The organism is Shimia sp., from assembly GCF_049116215.1.
Classification (GTDB): Bacteria; Pseudomonadota; Alphaproteobacteria; order Rhodobacterales; family Rhodobacteraceae; genus Shimia.
This window is the reverse complement of the sequence record NZ_JAGDZB010000004.1, coordinates 226,914-248,621: the sequence shown is the minus strand read 5'-3', so window position 1 is coordinate 248,621 and position 21,708 is coordinate 226,914. Positions and strand designations below refer to the sequence as shown.

General features: G+C 57.7%; 17 protein-coding genes. 10 read left to right on the top strand and 7 right to left on the bottom strand.

Annotated elements, in window-relative coordinates:
* Positions 1-50 precede the first annotated feature (50 nt).
* From JXR15_RS14615 to JXR15_RS14585, 7 genes are all read right to left on the bottom strand, one after another.
* Positions 51-839, bottom strand: coding sequence for an FAD binding domain-containing protein (locus JXR15_RS14615; protein ID WP_422053944.1), 789 nt, complete (start codon positions 837-839; stop codon positions 51-53).
* A 14-nt stretch (positions 840-853) separates the two neighbouring features.
* Positions 854-3,217 (bottom strand): xanthine dehydrogenase family protein molybdopterin-binding subunit, encoded by a 2,364-nt coding sequence (locus JXR15_RS14610; protein ID WP_422053943.1) that lies wholly within the window; start codon positions 3,215-3,217, stop codon positions 854-856.
* A gap of 99 nt (positions 3,218-3,316) precedes the next feature.
* Positions 3,317-3,802 carry a (2Fe-2S)-binding protein gene (locus tag JXR15_RS14605; protein WP_422053942.1) on the bottom strand — a complete coding sequence of 162 codons (486 nt, stop codon included), beginning with the start codon at positions 3,800-3,802 and terminating at the stop codon, positions 3,317-3,319.
* Positions 3,803-3,942: 140 nt separating this feature from the next.
* Positions 3,943-4,929: a molybdopterin-binding protein gene (locus JXR15_RS14600; protein ID WP_422053941.1), complete on the bottom strand. Its 987-nt coding sequence runs from the start codon at positions 4,927-4,929 to the stop codon at positions 3,943-3,945.
* Positions 4,926-5,894 carry an XdhC family protein gene (locus tag JXR15_RS14595; protein WP_422053940.1) on the bottom strand — a complete coding sequence of 323 codons (969 nt, stop codon included), beginning with the start codon at positions 5,892-5,894 and terminating at the stop codon, positions 4,926-4,928. Before JXR15_RS14595 ends, JXR15_RS14600 begins: the two co-directional genes overlap by 4 nt.
* An 89-nt stretch (positions 5,895-5,983) precedes the next feature.
* On the bottom strand, positions 5,984-7,240 hold the full coding sequence (locus JXR15_RS14590; protein WP_422053939.1) for a vWA domain-containing protein: 1,257 nt from the start codon (positions 7,238-7,240) through the stop codon (positions 5,984-5,986).
* Between the two features lie 60 nt (positions 7,241-7,300).
* Positions 7,301-8,209: an AAA family ATPase gene (locus JXR15_RS14585; protein ID WP_422053938.1), complete on the bottom strand. Its 909-nt coding sequence runs from the start codon at positions 8,207-8,209 to the stop codon at positions 7,301-7,303.
* Between the two features lie 206 nt (positions 8,210-8,415).
* Here JXR15_RS14585 and JXR15_RS14580 point away from each other — a divergent pair, with 206 nt between their 5' ends.
* From JXR15_RS14580 to JXR15_RS14535, 10 genes are all read left to right on the top strand, one after another.
* Complete coding sequence (locus tag JXR15_RS14580; protein WP_422053937.1) at positions 8,416-9,360, top strand: phosphoadenosine phosphosulfate reductase; 945 nt, start codon at positions 8,416-8,418, stop codon at positions 9,358-9,360.
* A gap of 72 nt (positions 9,361-9,432) precedes the next feature.
* Positions 9,433-10,476 (top strand): dihydroorotase, encoded by a 1,044-nt coding sequence (gene pyrC, locus JXR15_RS14575; RefSeq protein WP_422053936.1) that lies wholly within the window; start codon positions 9,433-9,435, stop codon positions 10,474-10,476.
* Between the two features lie 27 nt (positions 10,477-10,503).
* A complete protein-coding gene (locus JXR15_RS14570) occupies positions 10,504-11,184 on the top strand; it encodes an orotate phosphoribosyltransferase (protein ID WP_422053935.1) in 681 nt (226 codons plus the stop codon).
* Positions 11,185-11,376: 192 nt separating this feature from the next.
* Positions 11,377-12,864 carry a replicative DNA helicase gene (locus tag JXR15_RS14565; protein WP_422053934.1) on the top strand — a complete coding sequence of 496 codons (1,488 nt, stop codon included), beginning with the start codon at positions 11,377-11,379 and terminating at the stop codon, positions 12,862-12,864.
* A 214-nt stretch (positions 12,865-13,078) separates the two neighbouring features.
* Positions 13,079-14,116 (top strand): alanine racemase, encoded by a 1,038-nt coding sequence (gene alr / locus JXR15_RS14560; protein WP_422053933.1) that lies wholly within the window; start codon positions 13,079-13,081, stop codon positions 14,114-14,116.
* A gap of 38 nt (positions 14,117-14,154) precedes the next feature.
* Positions 14,155-14,898, top strand: a complete 744-nt coding sequence (locus JXR15_RS14555) for an MlaE family ABC transporter permease (protein WP_422053964.1) — start codon at positions 14,155-14,157, stop codon at positions 14,896-14,898.
* On the top strand, positions 14,895-15,641 hold the full coding sequence (locus tag JXR15_RS14550) for an ABC transporter ATP-binding protein (protein WP_422053932.1): 747 nt from the start codon (positions 14,895-14,897) through the stop codon (positions 15,639-15,641). The genes JXR15_RS14555 and JXR15_RS14550 overlap by 4 nt, the downstream gene beginning before the upstream one ends.
* A 114-nt stretch (positions 15,642-15,755) precedes the next feature.
* Complete coding sequence (locus JXR15_RS14545) at positions 15,756-18,158, top strand: calcium-binding protein (protein ID WP_422053931.1); 2,403 nt, start codon at positions 15,756-15,758, stop codon at positions 18,156-18,158.
* Between the two features lie 7 nt (positions 18,159-18,165).
* Positions 18,166-20,289 (top strand): ATP-binding cassette domain-containing protein, encoded by a 2,124-nt coding sequence (locus JXR15_RS14540; protein ID WP_422053930.1) that lies wholly within the window; start codon positions 18,166-18,168, stop codon positions 20,287-20,289.
* A gap of 17 nt (positions 20,290-20,306) precedes the next feature.
* Positions 20,307-21,602: an HlyD family efflux transporter periplasmic adaptor subunit gene (locus JXR15_RS14535; RefSeq protein ID WP_422053929.1), complete on the top strand. Its 1,296-nt coding sequence runs from the start codon at positions 20,307-20,309 to the stop codon at positions 21,600-21,602.
* Positions 21,603-21,708: the final 106 nt, after the last annotated feature.

Here is a 21,708-nt window from a genome sequence, read left to right as displayed (position 1 = left end):
AAAAAAGCCCCAATCTCAGGATCGGGGCTTTTCTATTTTAATATTGCCACTTAGCTGGCGGTGGTCACCGCGCGGCGGGTCAGAACCCCAACCAAGTGGGCCCGGTATGCCGCTGTGCCATGCAGATCAGAGATCATGCCATCTTCGCCTGGCGCCATATCGGCAATGGCGTCAGCGGAGAAGTTGCCCGAAAGCGCGGCCTCTGCCTCTGTCCAGCGGAACACGCCCTCTTCAGACGCGCCGGTTACCGCGACACGCACACCGTCGGCATATTTGGCCACAAACACGCCCACCAAGGCAAACCGAGAGGCTGGCTGTTCAAACTTCTGATAGTTCGACACCTCCGGCACAGGGAACCGCACCTCAGTGAGGATCTCCCCCTCATCCAAGGCCGTTGTGAACATGCCTTGGAAATAGTCGTCCGCCGCAATCTCACGCGCATTGGTGACAAAGGTCGCGCCTGATGCCAAGGCTCCGGCTGGGTAACAGGCAGATGGATCGTTGTTGGCCAAAGAGCCGCCAATCGTCCCGCGTGCCCGCACTGCCGGATCTCCAATGCCTCCAGCAAGAGCCGCAAGTCCGGGATAAGCACCTGCCCCCGCGGCCACATCCGCGTGCGTGGTTGCCCCACCGATGCACAGCGCACCATCATCACCGGTGCAAATGCCCTGCATCTCGGCAATGCCCTTGAGGCTCACCAGCTTAGACGGGCTGGCCAGACGCTGCTTCATTGTCGGGAGCAATGTCTGCCCGCCGCCCAATGCTTTCGCATCCTCGGCACCCAGCGCAGAGACAGCATCCGCGATCGTGGAGGGTTTTTCGAAGTCGAAATTATACATGATATTTCCTCCGCTTATCCGTTCATCGCCTGCCAGACGCGCGACGGCGACACAGGCATATCGATATGGTGAATGTCATGCCCACCGGAGCGCAACGCGTCAACAACTGCGTTGATCACCGCTGGAGGAGACCCAATGGCGCCGGCCTCACCACAACCCTTCACACCTAGCGGATTGTGAGTACAAGGCGTTTGGCTAGAATGGTCCACGCCGTAGAAAGGCACATCACTGGCACGTGGCATTGCGTAGTCCATATAAGACGCGCTCAGCAACTGGCCGTTCTCATCATACGCTGCGTTTTCAAGCAACGCTTGGCCAATGCCTTGCCCAATACCGCCGTGCACCTGACCGTCGACAATCATCGGGTTAACGATGTTGCCAAAGTCATCTGCTGCGTTGAACGCTTCAATGGTGACCTTGCCGGTGTCAGGATCCACCTCCACTTCACAGGCATAAGCACCGGAAGGATAGGTGAAGTTTGCAGGGTCATAAAACGCGGTCTCTTCCAAGCCCGGTTCGATGTCCTCAAGCGGGTAATTGTGCGGCACATAGGCGGCCAGCGTTACATCGCCCCAAGCCACCGATTTGTCGGTGCCAGCCACGGAAAATGCACCATCTTTGAGTTCGATGTCCGCGTCAGCCGCTTCCATCAGGTGCGCGGCAATCTTCTTGGCTTTGGCAATGATCTTCTCAGTTGCCCGAACCATAGCAGAGCCGCCAACCGCCAACGAACGCGAGCCATAGGTGCCCATGCCCATTGGGGTATTGGCCGTATCGCCGTGCACAATCTCGACCATGCTTTCGTCAATGCCAATCATCTCGGCAATCACTTGTGGGAAAGAGGTCTCGTGGCCTTGGCCATGGCTGTGTGAGCCGGTCATTACAACCAGGCCACCAGTCGCGTTTACCCGAACTGTTGCGCTTTCATACAATCCAGCGCGCGCGCCGAGCTGCCCGACGAGATTTGAGGGCGCGATACCGCAAGCCTCAATGTAGCAGTTCACACCGAAGCCACGCAGTTTACCGCGAGCTTCACTGGCCTTACGACGGGCCTCAAACCCCGACAGATCCGCCATCTTTTCAAGCGCATCCATGGTGCCGTGGTAGTCGCCGGTGTCATATTCCACCGCCACAGGGGTGGCATAGGGGAACTCGGTGATAAAGTTCTGACGACGTAGGGCAATTGGGTCCACACCCAGTTCGCGCGCCGCTTTGTCCACCACGCGCTCAAGCTGGAATGTCGCTTCCGGCCGACCAGCGCCACGGTAGGCATCCACTGGCACTGTGTTGGTGAAGACCGCTTTGACGTTCACATAGATCAATGGCGTCTTGTAGTTGCCCGCCATCAGCGTGCCATGTAGCCAGGTTGGAACCGACGGCGCAAATGTCGACAAATACGCGCCCATGTTTGCGTAAGTGTCAGTCCGCAACGCTGTAAAGTTGTTGTCCGCGTCCAGCGCCAGCTCGATTTTGGTTACGTGGTCTCGCCCATGGGCATCCGAAATGAACGCTTCAGACCGTGTTGAGGTCCACTTCACCGCACGGTTCAGGGCTTTGGCCGCAAAGGTACAGAAGGCTTCCTCGGCATAGTGGAAAATCTTTGTGCCAAAGCCACCGCCAACGTCCGGAGCAACAACCCGTAGTTTGTGTTCCGGAATGCCCAGAACAAACGCGCCCATCAAAAGGCGGATCACGTGTGGGTTTTGACTGGTTGTGTAGAGCGTGCTGTCACCGGTTGCGCGGTTAAAATCGCCAATCGCGACACGTGGTTCCATTGGGTTTGCCACCAGACGGTTGTTGCGCAACTCGAGCGTTGTGACATGTGCCGCCGACTCAAACGCGGCGTCCACCGCAGGCTTATTCTCTTCAACAAAGCCCCAGTCGTAACACAGGTTGCTGGTCAGATCGTCGTGCACCTTTGTGGCGCCGTCCTCCAAGGCGGCTTTCATATCAACCACAGCCGGCAGCTCTTCGAGATCGACCTCGATCGCCTCCGCTGCGTCGCGGGCCTGCTCTACGGTTTCGGCCACAACGGCGGCGATCTGGTCCCCCACGTAACGTACCTTGCCTTGCGCCAGAACCGGGTGCGCCGGCTCTTGCATCGGCTCGCCATGTCGGTCTGTCACTTGCCAGCCACAGGGAATGCCACCCACACCTTCAAAATCCGCACCGGTGAAAATCTTGATCACCCCCGGCATAGCCGACGCCGCGTCCAGATTGATGCCATTGATTTTGGCGTGGGCAATGTCAGAGCGCAAAAAATGTACGTAGGCCTGACCGTTGACTTGAATGTCGTCTGTATAATTGCCGGTTCCACTTAGAAACCGGACATCTTCGCGCCGCTTGGGGCTGGCGCCAATGCCATTGTCCTTAGGCATGTTTATCCTCCCTAAAATCAGAGCGGGCCAAAGCCTCTCACATCCGATTTGAAATCAAAATCACACAAATCCGCGCCTCCTCAAACGCGGGACTGTGGATCACTCGGCTGCAATGCTGCTCACATCTTGACCACTCGCCGCCAGGATCGCTTTCACGATGTTGTGGTAGCCGGTGCAGCGGCAAATATTGCCTTCAAGATGGTGACGCACTTCCGCTTCGGTAGGTTGCGGGTTGCTTTTCAAAAGATCCGCCGCAGACATGATCATACCTGGCGTGCAGAACCCACATTGAAGGCCGTGATGATCTTGGAACGCCTGTTGCAACGCATTCAGCGTACCGTCCGGCGCCGCTTGACCTTCAATTGTGTCAACCGATGCGCCTTCCGCTTCCATCGCCAACATAGTGCAGGACTTGACTGCGACACCATCAACATGCACCACGCAGGCGCCGCATTGGCTGGTATCACATCCAACGTGCGTGCCAGTCAGGCCAAGGGTTTCTCGAAGAAATTGACTGAGCAAAGTGCGTCCTTCGGCATCGCCGGACATTTCTTTGCCATTCACGGTCATGGTGACCTGTGACATTGGCTCCTCCCAATTTAGCTATTGTCATTGAGCAAGAGTAAAGCAGCCACCATGCAACTTGAGAAGCCGCTTTTTTTAACAATTTAATTAGGCGGCGTAGACATTGGTCGTAGCTGCAAGCGCAGCACAAAGCGACTTTTTTAGATGCCTTTCTCGCGAGGCATGGGACGGATTGGGATTTCCTTTAGCAATCCCCCCACCCCCAGGGCCGCAATATCATTATGTGACACCTCAATTCCGCAGATCACACGCTCCAAAACCCAATCCGCACCATTGAGAGCGGGAGACCTGGCACAGCCGGGCAAACCAATCACGGGCTTGCCGTCAATTCCCCCCAGAAACAGAAGATTTCCGGGGTCAACTGGCATGCCAAACCGCTCAACCTGACCACCTGCATCCCGCAGAGCCTGCGGTGCGACATCCAGCGGATCTGACGTTGCGGAGGCTGTTAGGACAAAGATCATGTCCCCGGGGGCTGAGCGGATCGCCTGCGCCAATGGTTCTTCCTGGTGCGGCACCAAGACCCTGTCCGACAGCATCATGCCCATCCGCTCGACACGCCCGGCCATCGCGCGACGGCCTTTGTCTGATGGAACATCTCCAATGGTGGTTTCAATCAGAGTTGCAGTTTCAAAAACAGGCGGCCGTAAAGACACCGCTCCGCGCGCAATTTTTTTCGCCTCCGCCAGTGCAGAAGATGGTACAGCATAAGCAATAATCTTGATGGTCGCGACCATGCCATCCGAATCAACCCGATGAAAATCTGGCACGGTTGCAACCGTGATCATCGGGTCAATCGAGTTAATCTGCTGCACGATCTCAGCGTTGATGCGGATCACGCCACAGCCCTCAGCGTAGAGGTTTACGCGCCCAGCGCCTGCACCTGTGGCTCGGACGCCTTCAACTCCAACAAGCATAGCCTCCGCCAATTTGGCTGCCGCCACATCCTCGGGCACATCGCCATGGTCCAATTGGGCCACGACAACAGTTTCAAACCCTGCGTTGACTAGGGCTTGCAGGTGCATTTCTTGCAGGACCGTTCCTTTGGGGATCCTTTTACCAGCAACCAAGGAGTGCGCCAACACGGCGTCCAGAGCCGCTTCAACTGGCACGGCACCAAACTTCATGTGCTTTTCCTCAACACCGTCAGCATCTCCGCCAGGATCGACACTGCGATTTCGGACGGGCTTGCCGCGCCAATGTCCAATCCAACCGGACCGTGTATGCGGACAATGGCTTGATCCGAATGCCCGGCGTCCTGAAGCCGCTCAACCCGCTTGGCATGGGTTCTCTTGCTGCCAAGGGCACCGATATAAAAAACGCCTGACTTCAAAGCGATGTGCAGCGCTGGATCATCCAGCTTGGGGTCATGGGTTAATAAAACAATCGCGGTGCGGGCATCAATGCCAACATTCTGCAAAGCCTCATCCGGCCACTCCTCCACAACAGTCTCCCCAGGAAACCGCGCCTCTGAGCCAAACGCAGCTCGTGGATCAACGATTATGGGATCAAAACCAGCAAGGCGTGCCATTGGGACCAAAGCCTGCGCGATGTGCACAGCCCCCACAACAACCAACCTCAGTGGTGGATTGTGAATCGCAACAAAGCGGCCGTCTTCTTCCACGCCAGAACGGTCCATGCGAAAGCGGTCCGCAAATCCGGTTTCCGTCAATGTGCCGCCGCCAGTGTCGACATTGGCAATATAGGCCACCGCTTTGCGCGCGGCGCGGGCCTCAACCAATTCCGACAGCACGTCTTCGGTGAGAACGGCTCCCACAGGCTCGACCAGAACCTTGATAGTGCCACCGCAGGCCAAGCCAACAGCGAAGGCATCGCCGTCGCTTACGCCAAATTCCAACAAGGTGCCTTTGCCGCTTTCAATCGCGTCCATGGCTTCGACCATCACCGCACCTTCGACACAACCGCCAGACACCGAGCCTTCAATCTGGCCATCACCGGACACAACCATTTGCGCCCCCGTTCGACGTGGTGCAGAGCCCCAGGTTTCAACCACAGTGGCCAAGGCCGCCCCACGTCCTGCGCGAAACCAATCCAGCGCCAGTTCCGGCGCACCTTCAAGTTCTTGGCGCATTCCACCCTCCCTCAGAGCAAAAAACATGGGGCTCGTTCGACCAAACAGCAAGGTCCACTTTTTCCTTATGTTTCACAGGCTCAGGACCATCAACGCAGCTCCCCTAGGAGCCGTGCCTTTTCCCCTATATCGTCGGGACGTGACAAAGCCTCCGCCAACGCTTCAATGGAAGCAATGGAATGGCCGGCGCGGAAACTGTCAACATGTGGCAACATCGCCCGAATGCCTTGTGCTTTGGCGGCAAACCCTTCCCACCGCAGGAGCGGATTCAGCCAAATCAAACGTCGCGAAGACAGGTGCAACCGCTGCATCTCTTTGGTCAGCGCTTCGGGCGCACCACGGTCCAACCCATCGGTGATCAATAAAACAACGGCGCCCTGCCCCATAACGCGACGCGACCAATCTCGGTTAAAACTGTGCAGGCACTCCCCAATCCGCGTGCCGCCTTCCCAATCCTGCGCTTCCGCCCCAGCCGCCGCCAGCGCGGCGTCTACGTCCCGGGTTACCAAATGACGGGTGATGTTGGTTAGGCGTGTGCCAAAAGTGAAGCCGTGAACCTTTGCCCATCCGGCGCCTTTTTGATTGGCAACCGCGTGTAAGAAATGCAGCACCATGCGGCTGTATTGGCTCATGGAGCCGGAGATGTCGCAAATCACCACAAGGTTGGGCCAACGGATACGCGGACTTTTATGGGCCAAGCCAGACAAGTCTCCTCCTTGGCGCATGGAGTGCCGCATAGTGGCGCGCCAATCAATTTTGCGCCCAAGCGGATCCGATTTGGTGCGCCGAGACAAAATAGGTTTGACCGGCAAGCTCAGGCGCGACAGCATGCGCTTCGCCTGCGCAATTTCCTCCGTGCTCATTTGTTCAAAATCAAGTGAGCGCAGCTTCTCCTCTGAAGACATGGTTAGAGAAGCGTCAATTTCGATTTCGGTACCAGCCTCCTCCTGATCAATATCTTCGGGAAGGTCTTGAGTGGCGCCATCAAGGAGCGCCTCAGCCGCACGTTTTTCACCAGCTTGTCCCGCGCGTTCCTCTTGCACGCCGCGCACCGCTGGCAACATCATCGCCATCATGTGCTCCAGATAGCGTGGATCACGCCAGTAGAGCCGGAAAACCTGCGAGAAAACGGTGCGATGTTCAGGTCGAGACACGAAACAAGCGTGCAAGGTCCAATAGAAATCCTGCTTGCTGGTGAACCCCGCTGCCTCGACGGCTCGAATTGCATCAATCACGCGTCCCGGACCAATGGGCAATCCAGCCTTGCGCAAAGCGCGCGCAAACCACGTGATGTTTTGCGTCAGTTTTGGATCGTCAGGGACCTCGAGTGGAAGGTATTCAGCCATCCAGCGCACCGGGGGGGCAGCCCCCAGTAACCTCCGAGATATTTTGGGTCAAATGAAGCATCACGCAGGTTCCAGAGAAGCGCGCGCCTCGTCCAAGAGACGTTTGGCTTCTGAGCCTTGCAGCTTTGCAATGTCGTCCTGGTATTTAAGCACCGCGCCCAAAGTATCGGCAATCACCTCCGGACTAAGCGTCAAAACATCCAAAGCCAACAAACACTTGGCCCAATCGATGGTCTCGGCCACACCGGGTTTTTTAAAGAGGTCCTCGGTGCGCAAACGCTGCACAAAGGCCACCACTTCCCGGCTAAGACTCTCCGCGGCTTCCGGAGCGCGGGCGCGCAAAATTGCCATTTCCCGATCAAAATCTGGATAGTCGACCCAATGATACAGGCACCGACGCTTCAGCGCGTCATGCACCTCTCGCGTCCGATTGGAGGTGACAATCACAATTGGAGGTTCAGGCGCTTTGATGGTGCCGATTTCCGGGATCGTAACCTGAAAATCGCTGAGCGCCTCCAATAGGAAGGCCTCAAACGGCTCATCCGTGCGATCAAGCTCATCTATTAGCAGTACTGGCGCACCGGCGGAGTCTGCTCGCATTGCCTTTAGCAAAGGGCGCTCGACAAGGTACTCCGGGCCAAACAGCTCTTCCTGTAATACGGAGCGATCCGCCACACCGCTGGCTTCAGCAGTGCGGATGGCCACCATCTGAGCAGCGAAATTCCATTCATACACCGCGCTGGAGGCATCAAGGCCTTCGTAACATTGCAATCGGATCAGGCTGCGCCCCAAAGCAGCGGAAAGCGCCTTGGCAATTTCAGTTTTTCCAACCCCGGCTTCGCCTTCTAGGAAAATCGGTCGCCCCAAGCGCAGTGCCAGAAAAACAACCGTCGCCAGCGGCCGACCACATACGTAGCCTTCTTCTGCCAGAAGCCGTTGAATATTGTCGATGCTCTCGATGTCCTGCATAGGGGCGCCTTTGGCTAAAAATGCTCCGGTCACGCTGCATTGGAGCTTAGCCCACGTCAAGCGTTTGCCCCCGCGACAAAAGTTGTAGAAAACGCAAAGCGCTCCCAATTTTCGCCGCAAATGGTCTATATCTTTCCCGCAAAGGCCACCAAACAGGGCCAGATCATCAGGCCATAAAGGCCAGGGGCGTAAGGAAAAACATCGAGATGCAGGACACCGCAAACGGCTTTGACACGCCGATGCTTGGATTGTCACGGGATGAATGGCTCGCGCAATTGGAGCACGTTGCAGATTCGCATGGGCACTTTCAACCGCTGGGAAAACGCCACTGGGCAACCTTAGTGGAGGACAAACCTGTCCTTCTGGTCACCTTTGAAACCATTGAGAGTATTCAAAAACGCAAGGACACGGGCCATCCGTTGGGGTGGGAACTGGTACGCGAGTTGGGGTGGTCGCACCTTTGTGTCTTGAGCGATGGCGACACCTGGTTTCGCGATCCCGAGGTGATTGCCTATTTTGATCGCCTGTCTGATGACGGCTTCTTTGACGAGTTTGATGAGGTGGTGTTTTACGGTGCCGGATCCTGTGGCTATGCCGCCGCCGCCTATTCGATTGTGGCAACCGATGCGCAGGTTGTGACGGTGCGACCACAAGCCACCCTTTCACCGCGATTGGCGGGCTGGGACAAGCGTTTTCCAAACTCTCGCAAAATTGCTTTTGACGGACAGTATGGCTTTGCACCTGATATGGCCGCCACGGCGGACCGCTGTTTTGTGATTTACGACCCAACCCAAGCCATGGACGCCGTTCATGCCGCTCTTTTTGCGCGCGAAAATACGGTTTTGCTACCAACGCCACATTTGGGCACCACTCCGGAGGAAGACCTGTTGGAGATGCAGATTTTGTATCGGGTGTTGGTGAAAGCAGGCGCGGGCACATTGAGTCGGGCGGCCTTTTACAAGCTATACCGAGCGCGGAGAGCCCATGTGCCGTATCTGGATCGTCTCTTGCAAAAGGTGTCACAAAGGAAACGTCCATTTGTCACCGCCTTGCTCTGTGCCAACGTCGCGCGGCGCCTGAAAGAACCGCGATACCTGCGCCACTTAAACGCGCTTGTACAAGATGCCGATCAAGGGCGCTTGGCGAGCTAAAACCGGCGCAAAACCGCTAAGTTTTGCGTACAAAGACTAGCCACTGGTCGCGGCTTTGTGTAAGCCGCGCCTATGACCCAAAATCTGACCATTGCCCGCCCCGATGACTGGCATCTGCATCTGCGCGATGGCGCGATGCTGGAAGCTGTCCTGCCAGAAACAGCCCGCCATTTTGCCCGTGCGATCATCATGCCCAACCTGGTGCCGCCGGTTGTGACCGGTGCGCAGGCCGCTGCCTATAAAGATCGTATTATGGCCGCTCTGCCAGATGGCATGGGCTTTGAGCCATTGATGACGCTGTATCTCACTGAAGACAGCGATCCAGAAGACATTGCGGCGGCCCATGCGACCGGACTGATCAAAGCAGTCAAACTTTACCCGGCCGGCGCGACCACCAACTCCGCCAGCGGCGTTGCAGATTTCAAAAACGTGCGCGCATCGCTGGAAAAAATGGCCGAGATCGGCCTTCCACTGTGTGTTCATGGCGAGGTCACAGACCACGACATCGATATTTTTGACCGCGAGGCGATTTTTATCGACCGCGTGTTAGATCCGATCCGCAAAGCCACGCCGGGCTTGCGCGTGATTATGGAGCATATCACAACCAAAGACGGTGTTGCCTATGTGCAGGATCATGCGACCGATCTGGGCGCAACAATCACCACGCACCACCTGATCATCAACCGCAACCACATCCTCGTGGGCGGCATCAAACCGCATTATTATTGCCTGCCTGTGGCCAAGCGCGAAGAGCACCGTTTGGCACTGCGTGCGGCGGCAACCTCTGGCGATGCGCGTTTCTTCCTCGGCACCGACAGCGCACCGCATCTGGATGGCGACAAAGAAAGCGCCTGTGGCTGCGCCGGTTGTTTCACTGCGACCAACACTATGGCGCTTTTGGCACATGTGTTTGAAGAAGACGACGCGCTGGACAAGCTGGACGGGTTTGCCAGCCGTAATGGTCCCAACTTCTATGGCCTGCCTGTGAACGACGAAACCATCACGCTTGTGAAGAACGACCAAGCCACTGTCTTCCCAGACAAAATCGAGAGCGCCAATGGGCCGGTCACCGTGTTTGATCCGGGCTATGACGTGTTCTGGACTGTTGCCGACTAAGAATTTCCGCTGCCAAAGGATACCAAAATGATCCCAACCGCCTTCCCGCCCAAAGAAGAAATTGCCCGCCTGACAGCCCGTATGCTGCTGGAAATTGGTGCGGTGAACTTCAACACCGATGAGCCGTACACGCTGGCCTCTGGCCTGCCGAGCCCAAGCTACATTGACTGTCGCAAGCTGATCTCCTTCCCGCGCATTCGTGCGACCTTGATGGATTTCATGACTGTCACCGTGATGCGTGAAGCGGGTTTTGAGGCGTTTGACAACATCGCCGGTGGTGAAACCGCAGGTATTCCGTTTGCCGCGTTGGTCGCGGAGCGCATGGCGCTGCCAATGACCTATGTGCGCAAAAAACCAAAGGGTTACGGCAAAAACGCCCGGATTGAAGGCGCGATGAGCGAAGGCGAGCGTGTGCTGCTGGTGGAAGACCTGACCACCGATGGCGGTTCCAAATTGTCCTTTGTCGATGCGATCCGCGAAACCGGCGCAACCTGTAGCAACACAGCGGTGATTTTCTACTACGACATCTTCCCGGAAACCGAGAAGACACTGGGCGATCACGGCGTTGCGCTGCACTACCTCTGCACCTGGTGGGACGTGCTGGCGGAAGCCAAAGCGCAAGGCGCATTCTCGGAAGAGACGCTGAACGAAGTGGAGTCCTTCCTCAAAGACCCGCGCGCGTGGCAAGAAGCTCGCAAGGGCTCCTGAGCCTTTCGGCGGAAAACCGACCATGTTGACGCTCTGATCAGCCTCAACAGCACAAGATGTTGACGCATCGACGCCCGCCCTGACAATATCGGGGCGGGCGAAGTTATCCACAGGCGATCCACAAAAACATACAAGTTGCTCAGTCTGGGACCGCTGTTTAGAACCGGTCGGGTGGGGCAATTGGGGGCAGAGATGAACGAAATCGCGAGCATCAACACGGGTGAAACTGAAGCTGCGGGCCTTGATGTTTTGCCGCATTCCATTGAGGCTGAGCAACAGCTTCTGGGTGCCATTCTGACCAACAATGACATTTTTGATCGCGTGGCGTCCGTGATCAACTCGACCCATTTCTATGAGCCTGTGCACTCGCGTATTTACGAGATTGCCGCCGCCCGAATTGCAAAGAACAATCTTGCCTCTCCGGTGACGCTGAAAGCCTTTCTGGAAGACGATCCCGGGTTGATTGAACTGGGTGGCCCTGCCTACCTTGTCCGCCTGGCTGGATCGGCAATTTCTTCTTTTGCTGCAGCGGATTACGCGCAGATGATCTACGACATGGCGATGCGCCGTGAGTTGATTGATCTGGGCAACAACATTGCATCCAAAGCCAAGAAAGCGGACATCAAGCTGGAGCCAAAAGAGCAGATTGTTGAGGCGGAACAGGCGCTTTATAAGCTGTCCGAACAAGGCACCTCTGAGCGTGGGTATGTCAGCTTTTTGAAAGCGGTGACCCAAGCGGTGAACACCGCCAACGCAGCCTACCAGCGAGATGGCGGTTTGGCGGGGATTTCAACCGGCCTGACGGATTTGGATAAGAAGCTTGGCGGCCTGCACCCTTCGGACCTTTTGATCCTCGCGGGACGTCCGTCGATGGGGAAAACATCGCTTGCGACCAACCTCGCGTTTAACGTGGCAAAGGCTTATAAAAAAGGCGTCAAACCGGATGGCAGCGAAGGCGCGGTTGAAGGCGGCGTGGTGGCCTTCTGTAGCCTCGAAATGTCGGCGGAACAGCTGGCGGCGCGTATTCTGTCTGAGGCGGCGGAAATCCCGTCTGAGCAGATCCGTAAAGGGGACATGACCGAAGAGGAGTTTCGGCGATTTGTTCAAGCGGCAAAGGACCTTGAGGCCTGTCCGCTGTTCATCGATGACACCCCTGCCCTGCCGATTGCGCAGCTTGCAGCCCGGGCGCGACGCCTGAAACGGACCCATGGTCTGGACCTGCTGATCATCGACTATTTGCAGCTGTGTCGCGGTACCGCCGACAACCGGGTGCAGGAGATTGGTGAGATTTCCATGGGTATGAAGGCGATTGCCAAGGAGCTCAATATTCCGGTGATTGGCCTCTCCCAGCTGTCGCGTACGGTGGAAAGCCGGGACGATAAACGCCCACAACTCAGCGACTTGCGGGAATCTGGTTCGATTGAGCAGGATGCGGACGTGGTGATGTTTGTGTTCCGCGAAGAGTACTATGTTGAACGGGAAAAGCCGTCTGATGACCGGTTGGATGAGATGGCCGCATGGCAAGAACGCATGGAGCGCTTGCACGGCAAAGCCGAGGTGATCCTTGGTAAGCAGCGCCACGGTCCAATTGGCACAGTGGAGCTGTCCTTTGAGGGACAATATACCCGTTTTGGCAATCTTGTGCAGCCTTGGCAGCAAGGCGGCGGCGACGAGTTTTAAGCCCCACCCAAGACAATTCGAATCGCCGCGTTAACCTGAGGTTTTGGCGGCAATTTGCACGTAGGTATATTGTCGGTATCGCGACTGTTTTGCGGAGGTGCGTATTTCGGATGCGCCGCAATCGTCTATTGTTAAGCCACAGTTCGCGGCAACGGGGAAAAACGCACCGCCTTTGGCCTTGACCTCGCAGGGTCAGGCGTCAACAAACACCGTCATGGCTACTGCAACTTTGACAATCGACCTCGACGCCCTGATCAACAACTGGCGGGCGTTGGATGCACAGACGGAAGTGACCACCGCAGCGGTGGTGAAAGCGGACGGATACGGGCTTGGCGCGGACCGCGTGGCGCGGGCTTTGATGCGCGCCGGTGTGACCCGCTTCTTTGTCGCCGCCGCCGAAGAAGGCGCAAGCCTGCGTCAGGCTGTCGGCCCGGACCCTGAGATCAACATCTTTGGCGGTCACATGCGCGGCGACACCGATATGATCAGCGACATGCACCTGACTCCGATGCTGAACTCGGTGGATCAGATTGTGCGCCATGTCGAGGCGCTGCCAGCGCATCCGTTTGGCGTGCAGCTGGACACTGGCATGAACCGTTTGGGTCTGGAAGCGCCGGAATGGGAAGCGGTGAAAGAGCTGGTGTTGCAGCGCGGGCCAACTTTGATCATGTCGCATCTGGCCTGTGCTGATGAACCCGAACATCCGATGAACCCGCAGCAGCTCGCCGCGTTTAAAGAGATGACCGATGGGCTGGATGTGCCACGCTCGCTTGCAGCAACCGGTGGTATCCTGCTGGGTGACGACTATCACTTTGATCTGACCCGTCCGGGAGTGGGGCTTTATGGCGGCATGCCGTTTGTGGACGCCACACCGGTGGCCAGCCTGCGCCTCCCAGTGATTCAGGTGCGCGACGTGGCCGAAGGTGAAAGCGTGGGCTATGGCAATGCCTGGATTGCAGAGCGTGACAGCAAAGTGGCCACGCTTGCGGCGGGTTATGCCGACGGCATTTTGCGGGCGATGAGCGGTAAGGTTGCCACTTTTGCTGGCGAAGATCGCTGCCCGTTGATTGGCCGGATTTCCATGGACCTGATTGGCATCGACGTGACTGACCTGTCCGACATTCCACGTGAGGTCGAGCTGCTTGGGCAACACCAAACCGTCGACACATTGGCGGATGCGGCCGGCACCATTGGCTATGAAATTCTGACCTCAATGGGCCAACGCTATCAGCGGCGGTACAAATCTTCATGAAGCTGATTGTGGCTCCTTTAAATGCCATTGGGCGCAGCATGATCGCACTGTTCACCTCTTTTGGGGAGGTGGTGCTGTTTGTCTGGGGCGCGTTGAGTCATATTTTCCGCCCGCCGTTTTATGGCCGAGAGTTTCTCAGCGCATTATTCAACATTGGCTGGCTGAGCCTGCCGGTGGTCGGCTTGACCGCGATTTTCACCGGTGGCGCGTTGGCCTTGCAGATCTATGACGGCAGTTCGCGGTTTTCCGTGGAAAGCGTTGTGCCACAGATTGTGGCGATTGGCATGGTGCGTGAGCTCGGCCCGGTTTTGGTGGGCCTGATGGTGGCCGCGCGGGTCACAAGCTCGATTGCCGCCGAGATTGCCACCATGAAGGTAACCGAGCAGATTGATGCTCTGGTGACGTTATCAACCCACCCGATGAAATACCTTGTCGCCCCGCGTGTGATGGCTGCCGTTCTGGTGGTGCCTGCGTTGGTCGGCATTGGCGACGTCATCGGCATCTACGGCGGCTTTCTGGTGTCCACCGAAACGCTGGGGTTCAATCCCGCAACCTATATTCGCAACACCGCCGACTTCCTGCAGCTCAACGATATTGTGTCGAGCCTTGTAAAAGGCTCGGTGTTTGGCGGGATTGCCGCCGTGATGGGCTGCTACGCGGGCATGCACTCTGGCCGTGGCGCGCAGGGCGTTGGTCGGGCCACCAAAAGCTCCGTGCAAGCCGCGGCGGTGATGATCCTGGCGGCCAACTTCATCCTCACCAGTCTGTTTTTTGCCTCATGATCCAGTTTGACAACGTGCATAAACGCTTTGGCCCCAAACGGGTGCTGCAAGGGGTGAACCTGAAGATTGCCAAGGGCAGTTCGATGGTGATCATTGGCGGGTCCGGCACCGGGAAATCGGTGATGTTGAAGTCGGTGCTCGGTTTGATCACGCCGGACAGCGGCACGATCACTGTGGATGGGCAGAACGCCACCCAAGGCGACCGTGATGCCTTTCTGGCGCGCTTTGGCATGTTGTTTCAGGGCGGCGCGCTGTTTGACAGTATGACGGTTTGGCAAAACGTGGCATTTCGCCTGCTGCGGGGCAGCTTGAAACGTCCCAAAGACGAGGCCCGTGAGATCGCCATTGAGAAGCTGCGGCGGGTGGGTTTGACGCCTGATGTGGCCGACCTCTACCCGTCTGAACTCTCCGGCGGGATGCAGAAACGTGTCGGCCTGGCCCGCGCCATTGCGGCGGAGCCAGAGATCATCTTTTTTGACGAGCCGACCACTGGTCTTGATCCCATTATGTCCGGTGTGATCAATGACTTGATCCGCGAGATTGTGGTGGAGATGGGCGCGACAGCGATGACCATCACCCATGACATGAGCTCGGTGCGCGCAATTGCCGACAACGTGGCGATGCTGCACGGCGGGGTGATCCAATGGACCGGCCCGGTGAGCCAGATGGACGCCAGCGGCGATCCCTATCTGACGCAGTTTATTTCCGGCTCAGCAGAGGGGCCGATTGAGGCGGTGCGCTAGCGACATCACCACAGTTTTAGCGAAATTTCGCAACTCTGTCCTAGGCTGATTTACCTTTCCCTAACCTTTTGTTCTCACAATGTTCGCTGTGTTTTGGTAAAAGGTAGTTCGGGTATGTCAGAGAACGAGCCGCAGCCGCCGGTCACTTCAGTTGTGGGCACAACCAGCGACGACAGCATCACCACGGGCGACGGCGTTGACAGTGTCAACGGCCACGCGGGCAGCGACACGCTGACCTCCGGGGATGGCAATGACCTTGTTGCAGGCGACATGGTTGGACGCGAGTGGGTCTTTGTTGACGGGCGCTGGGTGTATAACCCGGACGCCATTGTCAGCAACGGCGATGCCGAAAACCGCGCCTATGATGATGTGATCAGCACAGGCGCAGGGGATGACGTGGTGTTGGGCAACGGCGGCAATGACAGTCTGATGTCCGGGGCTGGCGTGGATACCGTGAACGCGGGCACCGGGCGCGACTCGGTGGACGGCGGCGCGGGCAATGATGTGCTCAATCTGGAATCTGGTGATGATCTGGCCCTGGGTGGTCTGGGCGCAGATACGGTGAATGCGGGAAGCGGCGATGATCTGGTCTATGGCGACCTGCAAGACGGCAATCTGCTAGCTGGTGGCGCAAAAGGCGCCGCAACATTGGGGCAACTCGCCGAGGCTGGTTGGCATGCGGGTGCCGAGGGCGCGCTGTCCCAATCCGTCGCCACGCAGGCAGGTGAGACTTACACCATCAGCTTCGAATTGGCGGCCAATTTGGCGGGGGGGGCCACCAGTGGCAGCGTCGAGGTGCTGTGGAATGGCGAGGTGATTGGCACCGTTTCCACCACCTCCGGTGTGTTTGAAACCCATACCTTTGACGTGAGTGGCAACGGCGATGCCGGAGGATTAACCCTGCGGGAGGTGCCGCCGGAAAACAGTGGACCTGACATCAATATGGACGGGCCAATCTTCAGCTATCTCAAGGACGTCAGCCTTGGCGGCGATACGGTAGAAGTGGCGGCCTTTGCGCCTGGGCAATCCAAATTGTTCCAGATGATCGACGGGCAATTGAACGTCTTTGATCCGGAATCCGAGCAATATGAACTCGCAGGAGACCCAACCGGCTTGCGCATCAATGCCATTGGCTTCAACACCGAGGACGATCTGATCTATGGTATCGCCAAGGCCAACGGAGTGGATGCACTTGGCAATCCTGTCTCGATCCGCGACCTTGTCATGGTGGATGCCGAGGATCACGCCTATCGGGTGGGGGAAACCCCGGTGGCGGACTATGTTGGCGATTTTGATGACGCAGGCAATCTCTGGACTTTCCAGAGCAGCTTGAACCGTGTCACCATGATTGATGTGAATTCTCTGGATGCCAGTGGCAATCCGGTATCGACAAGTTTTGACCTGCCCAATGGCCTGTTTGGCGGCCGCACTTATGATGTGGCCTTTAATGCCAAGGACGGTGCCTTTTACGCGGTGGAATCTCCGGGGCGCAATGGCGAGGCGGGGGCCGTGCATCGCATCGACCTGTCAGATGTGCCCAATGGCGGCGCCCCCCAAATCACCAGCATCGACATCACTGCCACGCTTTACGATGACGGGATGACAGCCGGCATGCCCAAAGGGGCCTATGGCGCAGTTTTTTTGGATGGGGACGGCAATCTCTACTTTGGCCTGAACCGCGGCGACCATGATCTGGATGGGAGCACCGGAGCCTCAGGCGCTATTTACCGTGTAGAAGTTGATTGGGCCGATGGCGCCGCCTATGCCGAGTTTATGGCGGAGGCACAAAGCACAGGCAGCAACGACGGTGCGGTGGATCCGCGCGCGCCCGATCCCTTTGCACCGGTTGATCCGGACGGCACAGTGCTCATCCGCGACCCTGCCATCACCGGCACCGAGGGTGGCAACGACAAGCTGCGCGGTGGTGACGGGGACGACACCCTTCATGGCGGCGGCGGCGACGACACTTTGCAAGGGGGCAAAGATGACGACTTGCTGTATGGCGACAGTGGCAACGACAAGGTGTTTGGCGGCTCCGGGGATGACACGGCCTCAGGCGGCAGCGGTGACGATAAGGTCATCCTTGGTGCCGGCGATGATGTGGGCCATGGCGATGCCGGGCGGGATTTTCTGCACGGGCGCCTTGGAGACGACTCGCTTGATGGCGGGTCCGGGACCGACAAGCTGGTGGGCGGCACCGGTGCCGACACGCTTCACGGAGGCAGCGGCAACGATCATCTTTGGGGCGGCAATTGGTGGAAAGACGGCAATGCCGACACTTTTGTCACCCAGGCTGGCGGCGGCCGCGACATGATCCATGACTTTGAGGTGGACCACGACGTCATCGATCTCAGTAGCTACGGCCTTCAATACAGCGATCTAGCCGCCCACATCCAGGATCAGGGATGGGCCACCGTCATCGATCTCAGCAGTCTGACCGGCGGGGATAGCGGCGACAGGCTGATCCTCAATTCCGTTGATCCCAGCGATCTGGATGAAAGCAACTTCCTGCTGTGAGGTGACCATGACCAAGTCAACACATGTCGCCCCCACCGACGGACCTGCGCCGGGACCCACGAGCGCGCCCCTGCATGAAATCACCCGGCTGATCACGCCGTTGCTTGTGCTGAGTGCAATTTCGAACCTGGCTATCTTGGTCAGCCCGATTTTTATGATGCAGGTGCTGGACCGAGTCTTGCCCACCGGAAACTTGCAAACTTTACTTTTGCTGCTGAGCATCGCCGCAACGGCACTTATGCTCCAGTCCTTCGTGGATGGGCTGCGCGACACCAGCCTGCAACGCACGGCCCGCTGGTGCGAACGGCTCTGCGCGCCGATGGTCCTCGCCCAACCGCTCAATCATCGACAGCCACTGTTGGCACAGGTCAACGACATCAACACCGCTTTAGAAGGTCCGGCGGCCCGCGCGGTACTCAGCCTGCCGTGGTTGCCGGTGTTCACCTTGGTTCTGTGGCTGATCCATCCCTGGTTTGCGGCCCTTGCTGCGGCGCTGATCGCGCTGGCCGCAGCCATTCGATTGACGTCGCACATCACGGGTGCCGGCCTGCGCTCTTCCTTGCGTGCGGCCCAAGACCACGAATCCTGCGCAATGCGCGACGCGCAGAAAGTGTCAGCCCACCCCGCCCTCTCCGGCCTGAGCCAAAACCTGTTCCAGCGCTTCTTTGCCGCCAAAAAAAACCGCAGCCACCTACAGGATCAAATGACCCCGAGGCGTGTCGCGACCACCAGTCTGGAGACTTATTTGCGTAGCTTGACACAGCTCTTGGCACTGAGCCTTGGGGCCGCATTGGTGGTGGAAGGCGCATTGAGCGCAGGGGGCATGATTGCTGCCAGTTTGATCCTCACCAAAACTGTTGGCAGTTTTGAGGCGGTTTTTGCCAGCATACATGACCTGAAACACGCCAGACAAAGCATGGCTTCTTTGCGCGAATTGCCAGTGTGCCTGCCCCCGGCCGGCACAGAAATTGACGGGTTGGGCGGTGCCTTAAAATGTGAAGGACTGATCTCGCCCAGAGGCGGCGGCGCACTGCCGCGCCTCGATCGGATCAGCTTTTCCCTCTCTCCAGGCAGCTGCCTTGCCATTGTTGGCGCCTCCGGCAGTGGCAAATCCACGCTTTTAGAGGCACTTGCCGGGGTGACGCCCTGCCCCATTGGCACCGTCTGGCTGGACGAAACAGCAGTCGATACGCTGCCGACAGACAGCCAAACCGCTCATATTGGCTATCTGCCGCAACGGGCACAGCTGTTTCACGGCACCCTCGCAGACAACATCTGTGGCTTTGCCACTGATCCAAACGACAAGCGGGTGATCGCGGCGGCACAGACAGCCGGGGTGCATGGCTTAATTTCGGCTCTGCCACAGTCTTATGACACAGATATTGGCGCCTCACCGTTTGTGTTGTCAGCGGGGCAAAAGCAACGCGTGGCACTGGCCCGGGCGATCTTTCATCAACCGCGCTACCTGTTTTTGGATGAACCCAACGCTTTGTTAGATGCGGCCGGTGAGAGGCAATTGTGCGCGGTTCTTGCCCGTCTCAAAAAGCAGCGCACCACTATTGTGATGGTCATCCACCGATCAGGGCTCATGGGCCTGGCCGATCACGTGTTGGCGCTCGACAAGGGGCGTTTGGCAGACTTTGGCCCGCGGAGCGACGTTTTGGGCCGGATGAGCAGCGGTCGCCGCCGGCTGGAAGTGCCGATTTTGAGTGCCAGTTTGCAAGACGTCACCGATTGGGTTGGGGCACAGTTTTCCCGTAGCAATGATGCCACGCTGTCACAGCGGGCAGAACTGATTGCCAGCGAACTGTTTAATCTGGCTCTGGAGGATGGCCCGCGTGACACGCAACGCACGGCGGTGTTTCTGTTTCGATTCCTCAACGACCACCGGTGTGAAATCTCATTGACGGAAAACCGAACAACACAGGCAGATAAAACTGTGCAGCGAGTCGCACACCTGATGCGGCAACCGGAGGCCAACATGTCAAACCTTCCACGTGACGAAGCCGCAATTGCCATGCTCTCCCAGTTAAGCGAGGACTTTGACGTGCAAAACCGAGACGGGCAATCGGTTTACCGCGCCGCACTTTCCACAGCCGTCAAACCGCTCAATGGGATGACGGCACATTGAGTACAGAGATGGCCCACATGTCCCCCAGGTCTGATGGAGGTCTGCCACCTCAGGTCACCCAACCGCTCCGGATCGGGCTCTACACCATTGTGTGTGTCCTGGCCATTTGGGGTCTTTGGGCCTGTCTTGTGCCGCTTGCGACGTCGGTCTCGGCAAGTGGCCACTTGCACACACGTAAGCCCAGCCTGGACATTCAGCACCGCTTTGGCGGCAAGATCGCCAAGGTTCTTGTTGCGCCTCATGACACAGTCACCAAAGGCCAAATTCTCATGCAACTGGACATATCGGACGCTGAAGCCGAGCTAGGTGAGATGCAGGCCACTTTGGCGCCGATGCAAGAAGAGCGCACCGCGCTGCGGTCGGCTTTAGACGGCGACTTGACGGCGCAACAGGCTGGTCTGTTGGCGCCTCAAACGCAGCTGGCCTTACAGCGCATGCAGGTCAGGCGGGACGTTTTGACTTTGCGCACCGATATGACACATCAATTGGAGATTTCCTTACGGCAGCGCGCAGAGCGCCATCACGCCAGCCTGCAACACCTCACAAACCGGCAGACCTCGATGCAGGCCTGTCTGGACCGCTACACAACTTTGGCAAATCGGGGCGCCCTGCGCACAGCCGAAACCGACGCCCTTAAGGAGAGCATTCTCGACATCCAAGCCAGTCTTGCCCGAGAACAGGCGGAGATAGCGTCTTTGGACAGCCAAGCCACACAGGCCAAGCTGCAGCTGGCCCGTGACAAGTTGGAGTTCCGCCAGAATATTCTGGACCGGCAGGCGCAACTGGAGGAGGCGATCCCGCGCCTACGGCTTCAGATGTTGCGGCTGTCTGCGCAGATCGATCAGGCAGATATCCGTGCACCGGATGATGGCATCGTGGCGTCTCTGCCCTATGACACAGCGGCCATGGTGATTGCGCAAGGCGACACAGTTATGACGTTGGCGCGCGCGTCGGACACATTGGATGTGGCCTTCCTTGCCCATCCGCAGACCATCGACCAACTCCGGGTTGGGATGCAGGGCTATTTGACCGTGACCGGCCTGCCGCAGCGCAACCATCCTAAGGTGCGCGTCACGCTGACATCCCTGTCACCGGAAGCCCGGCGCGATCAGAACAACGCGGTTGTGGGCTATGACGGGGTCGCGGTGATGAACGCGCAGGACCAAAATCACCTGCGTCAGGAAATGGGGGATTACCTGAACTTGACCAACGACATGCCGGTGCACCTTGTTTTTACGGGTCGAGAGATGACATTGGCGGATTATTTGATCGGACCGTTTGTGCAGTTTCTGAACTTGGCTCTGCAAGATTAGGAGCGCGCAGGTGTCGCAACCAAAGACTTTCACCGCTGTGCTGCGTTAGAAACGGAAATGGCGCAAATCGGGTTCAGGAAAGTTCGGTGCCGCACGCCTAAACGGA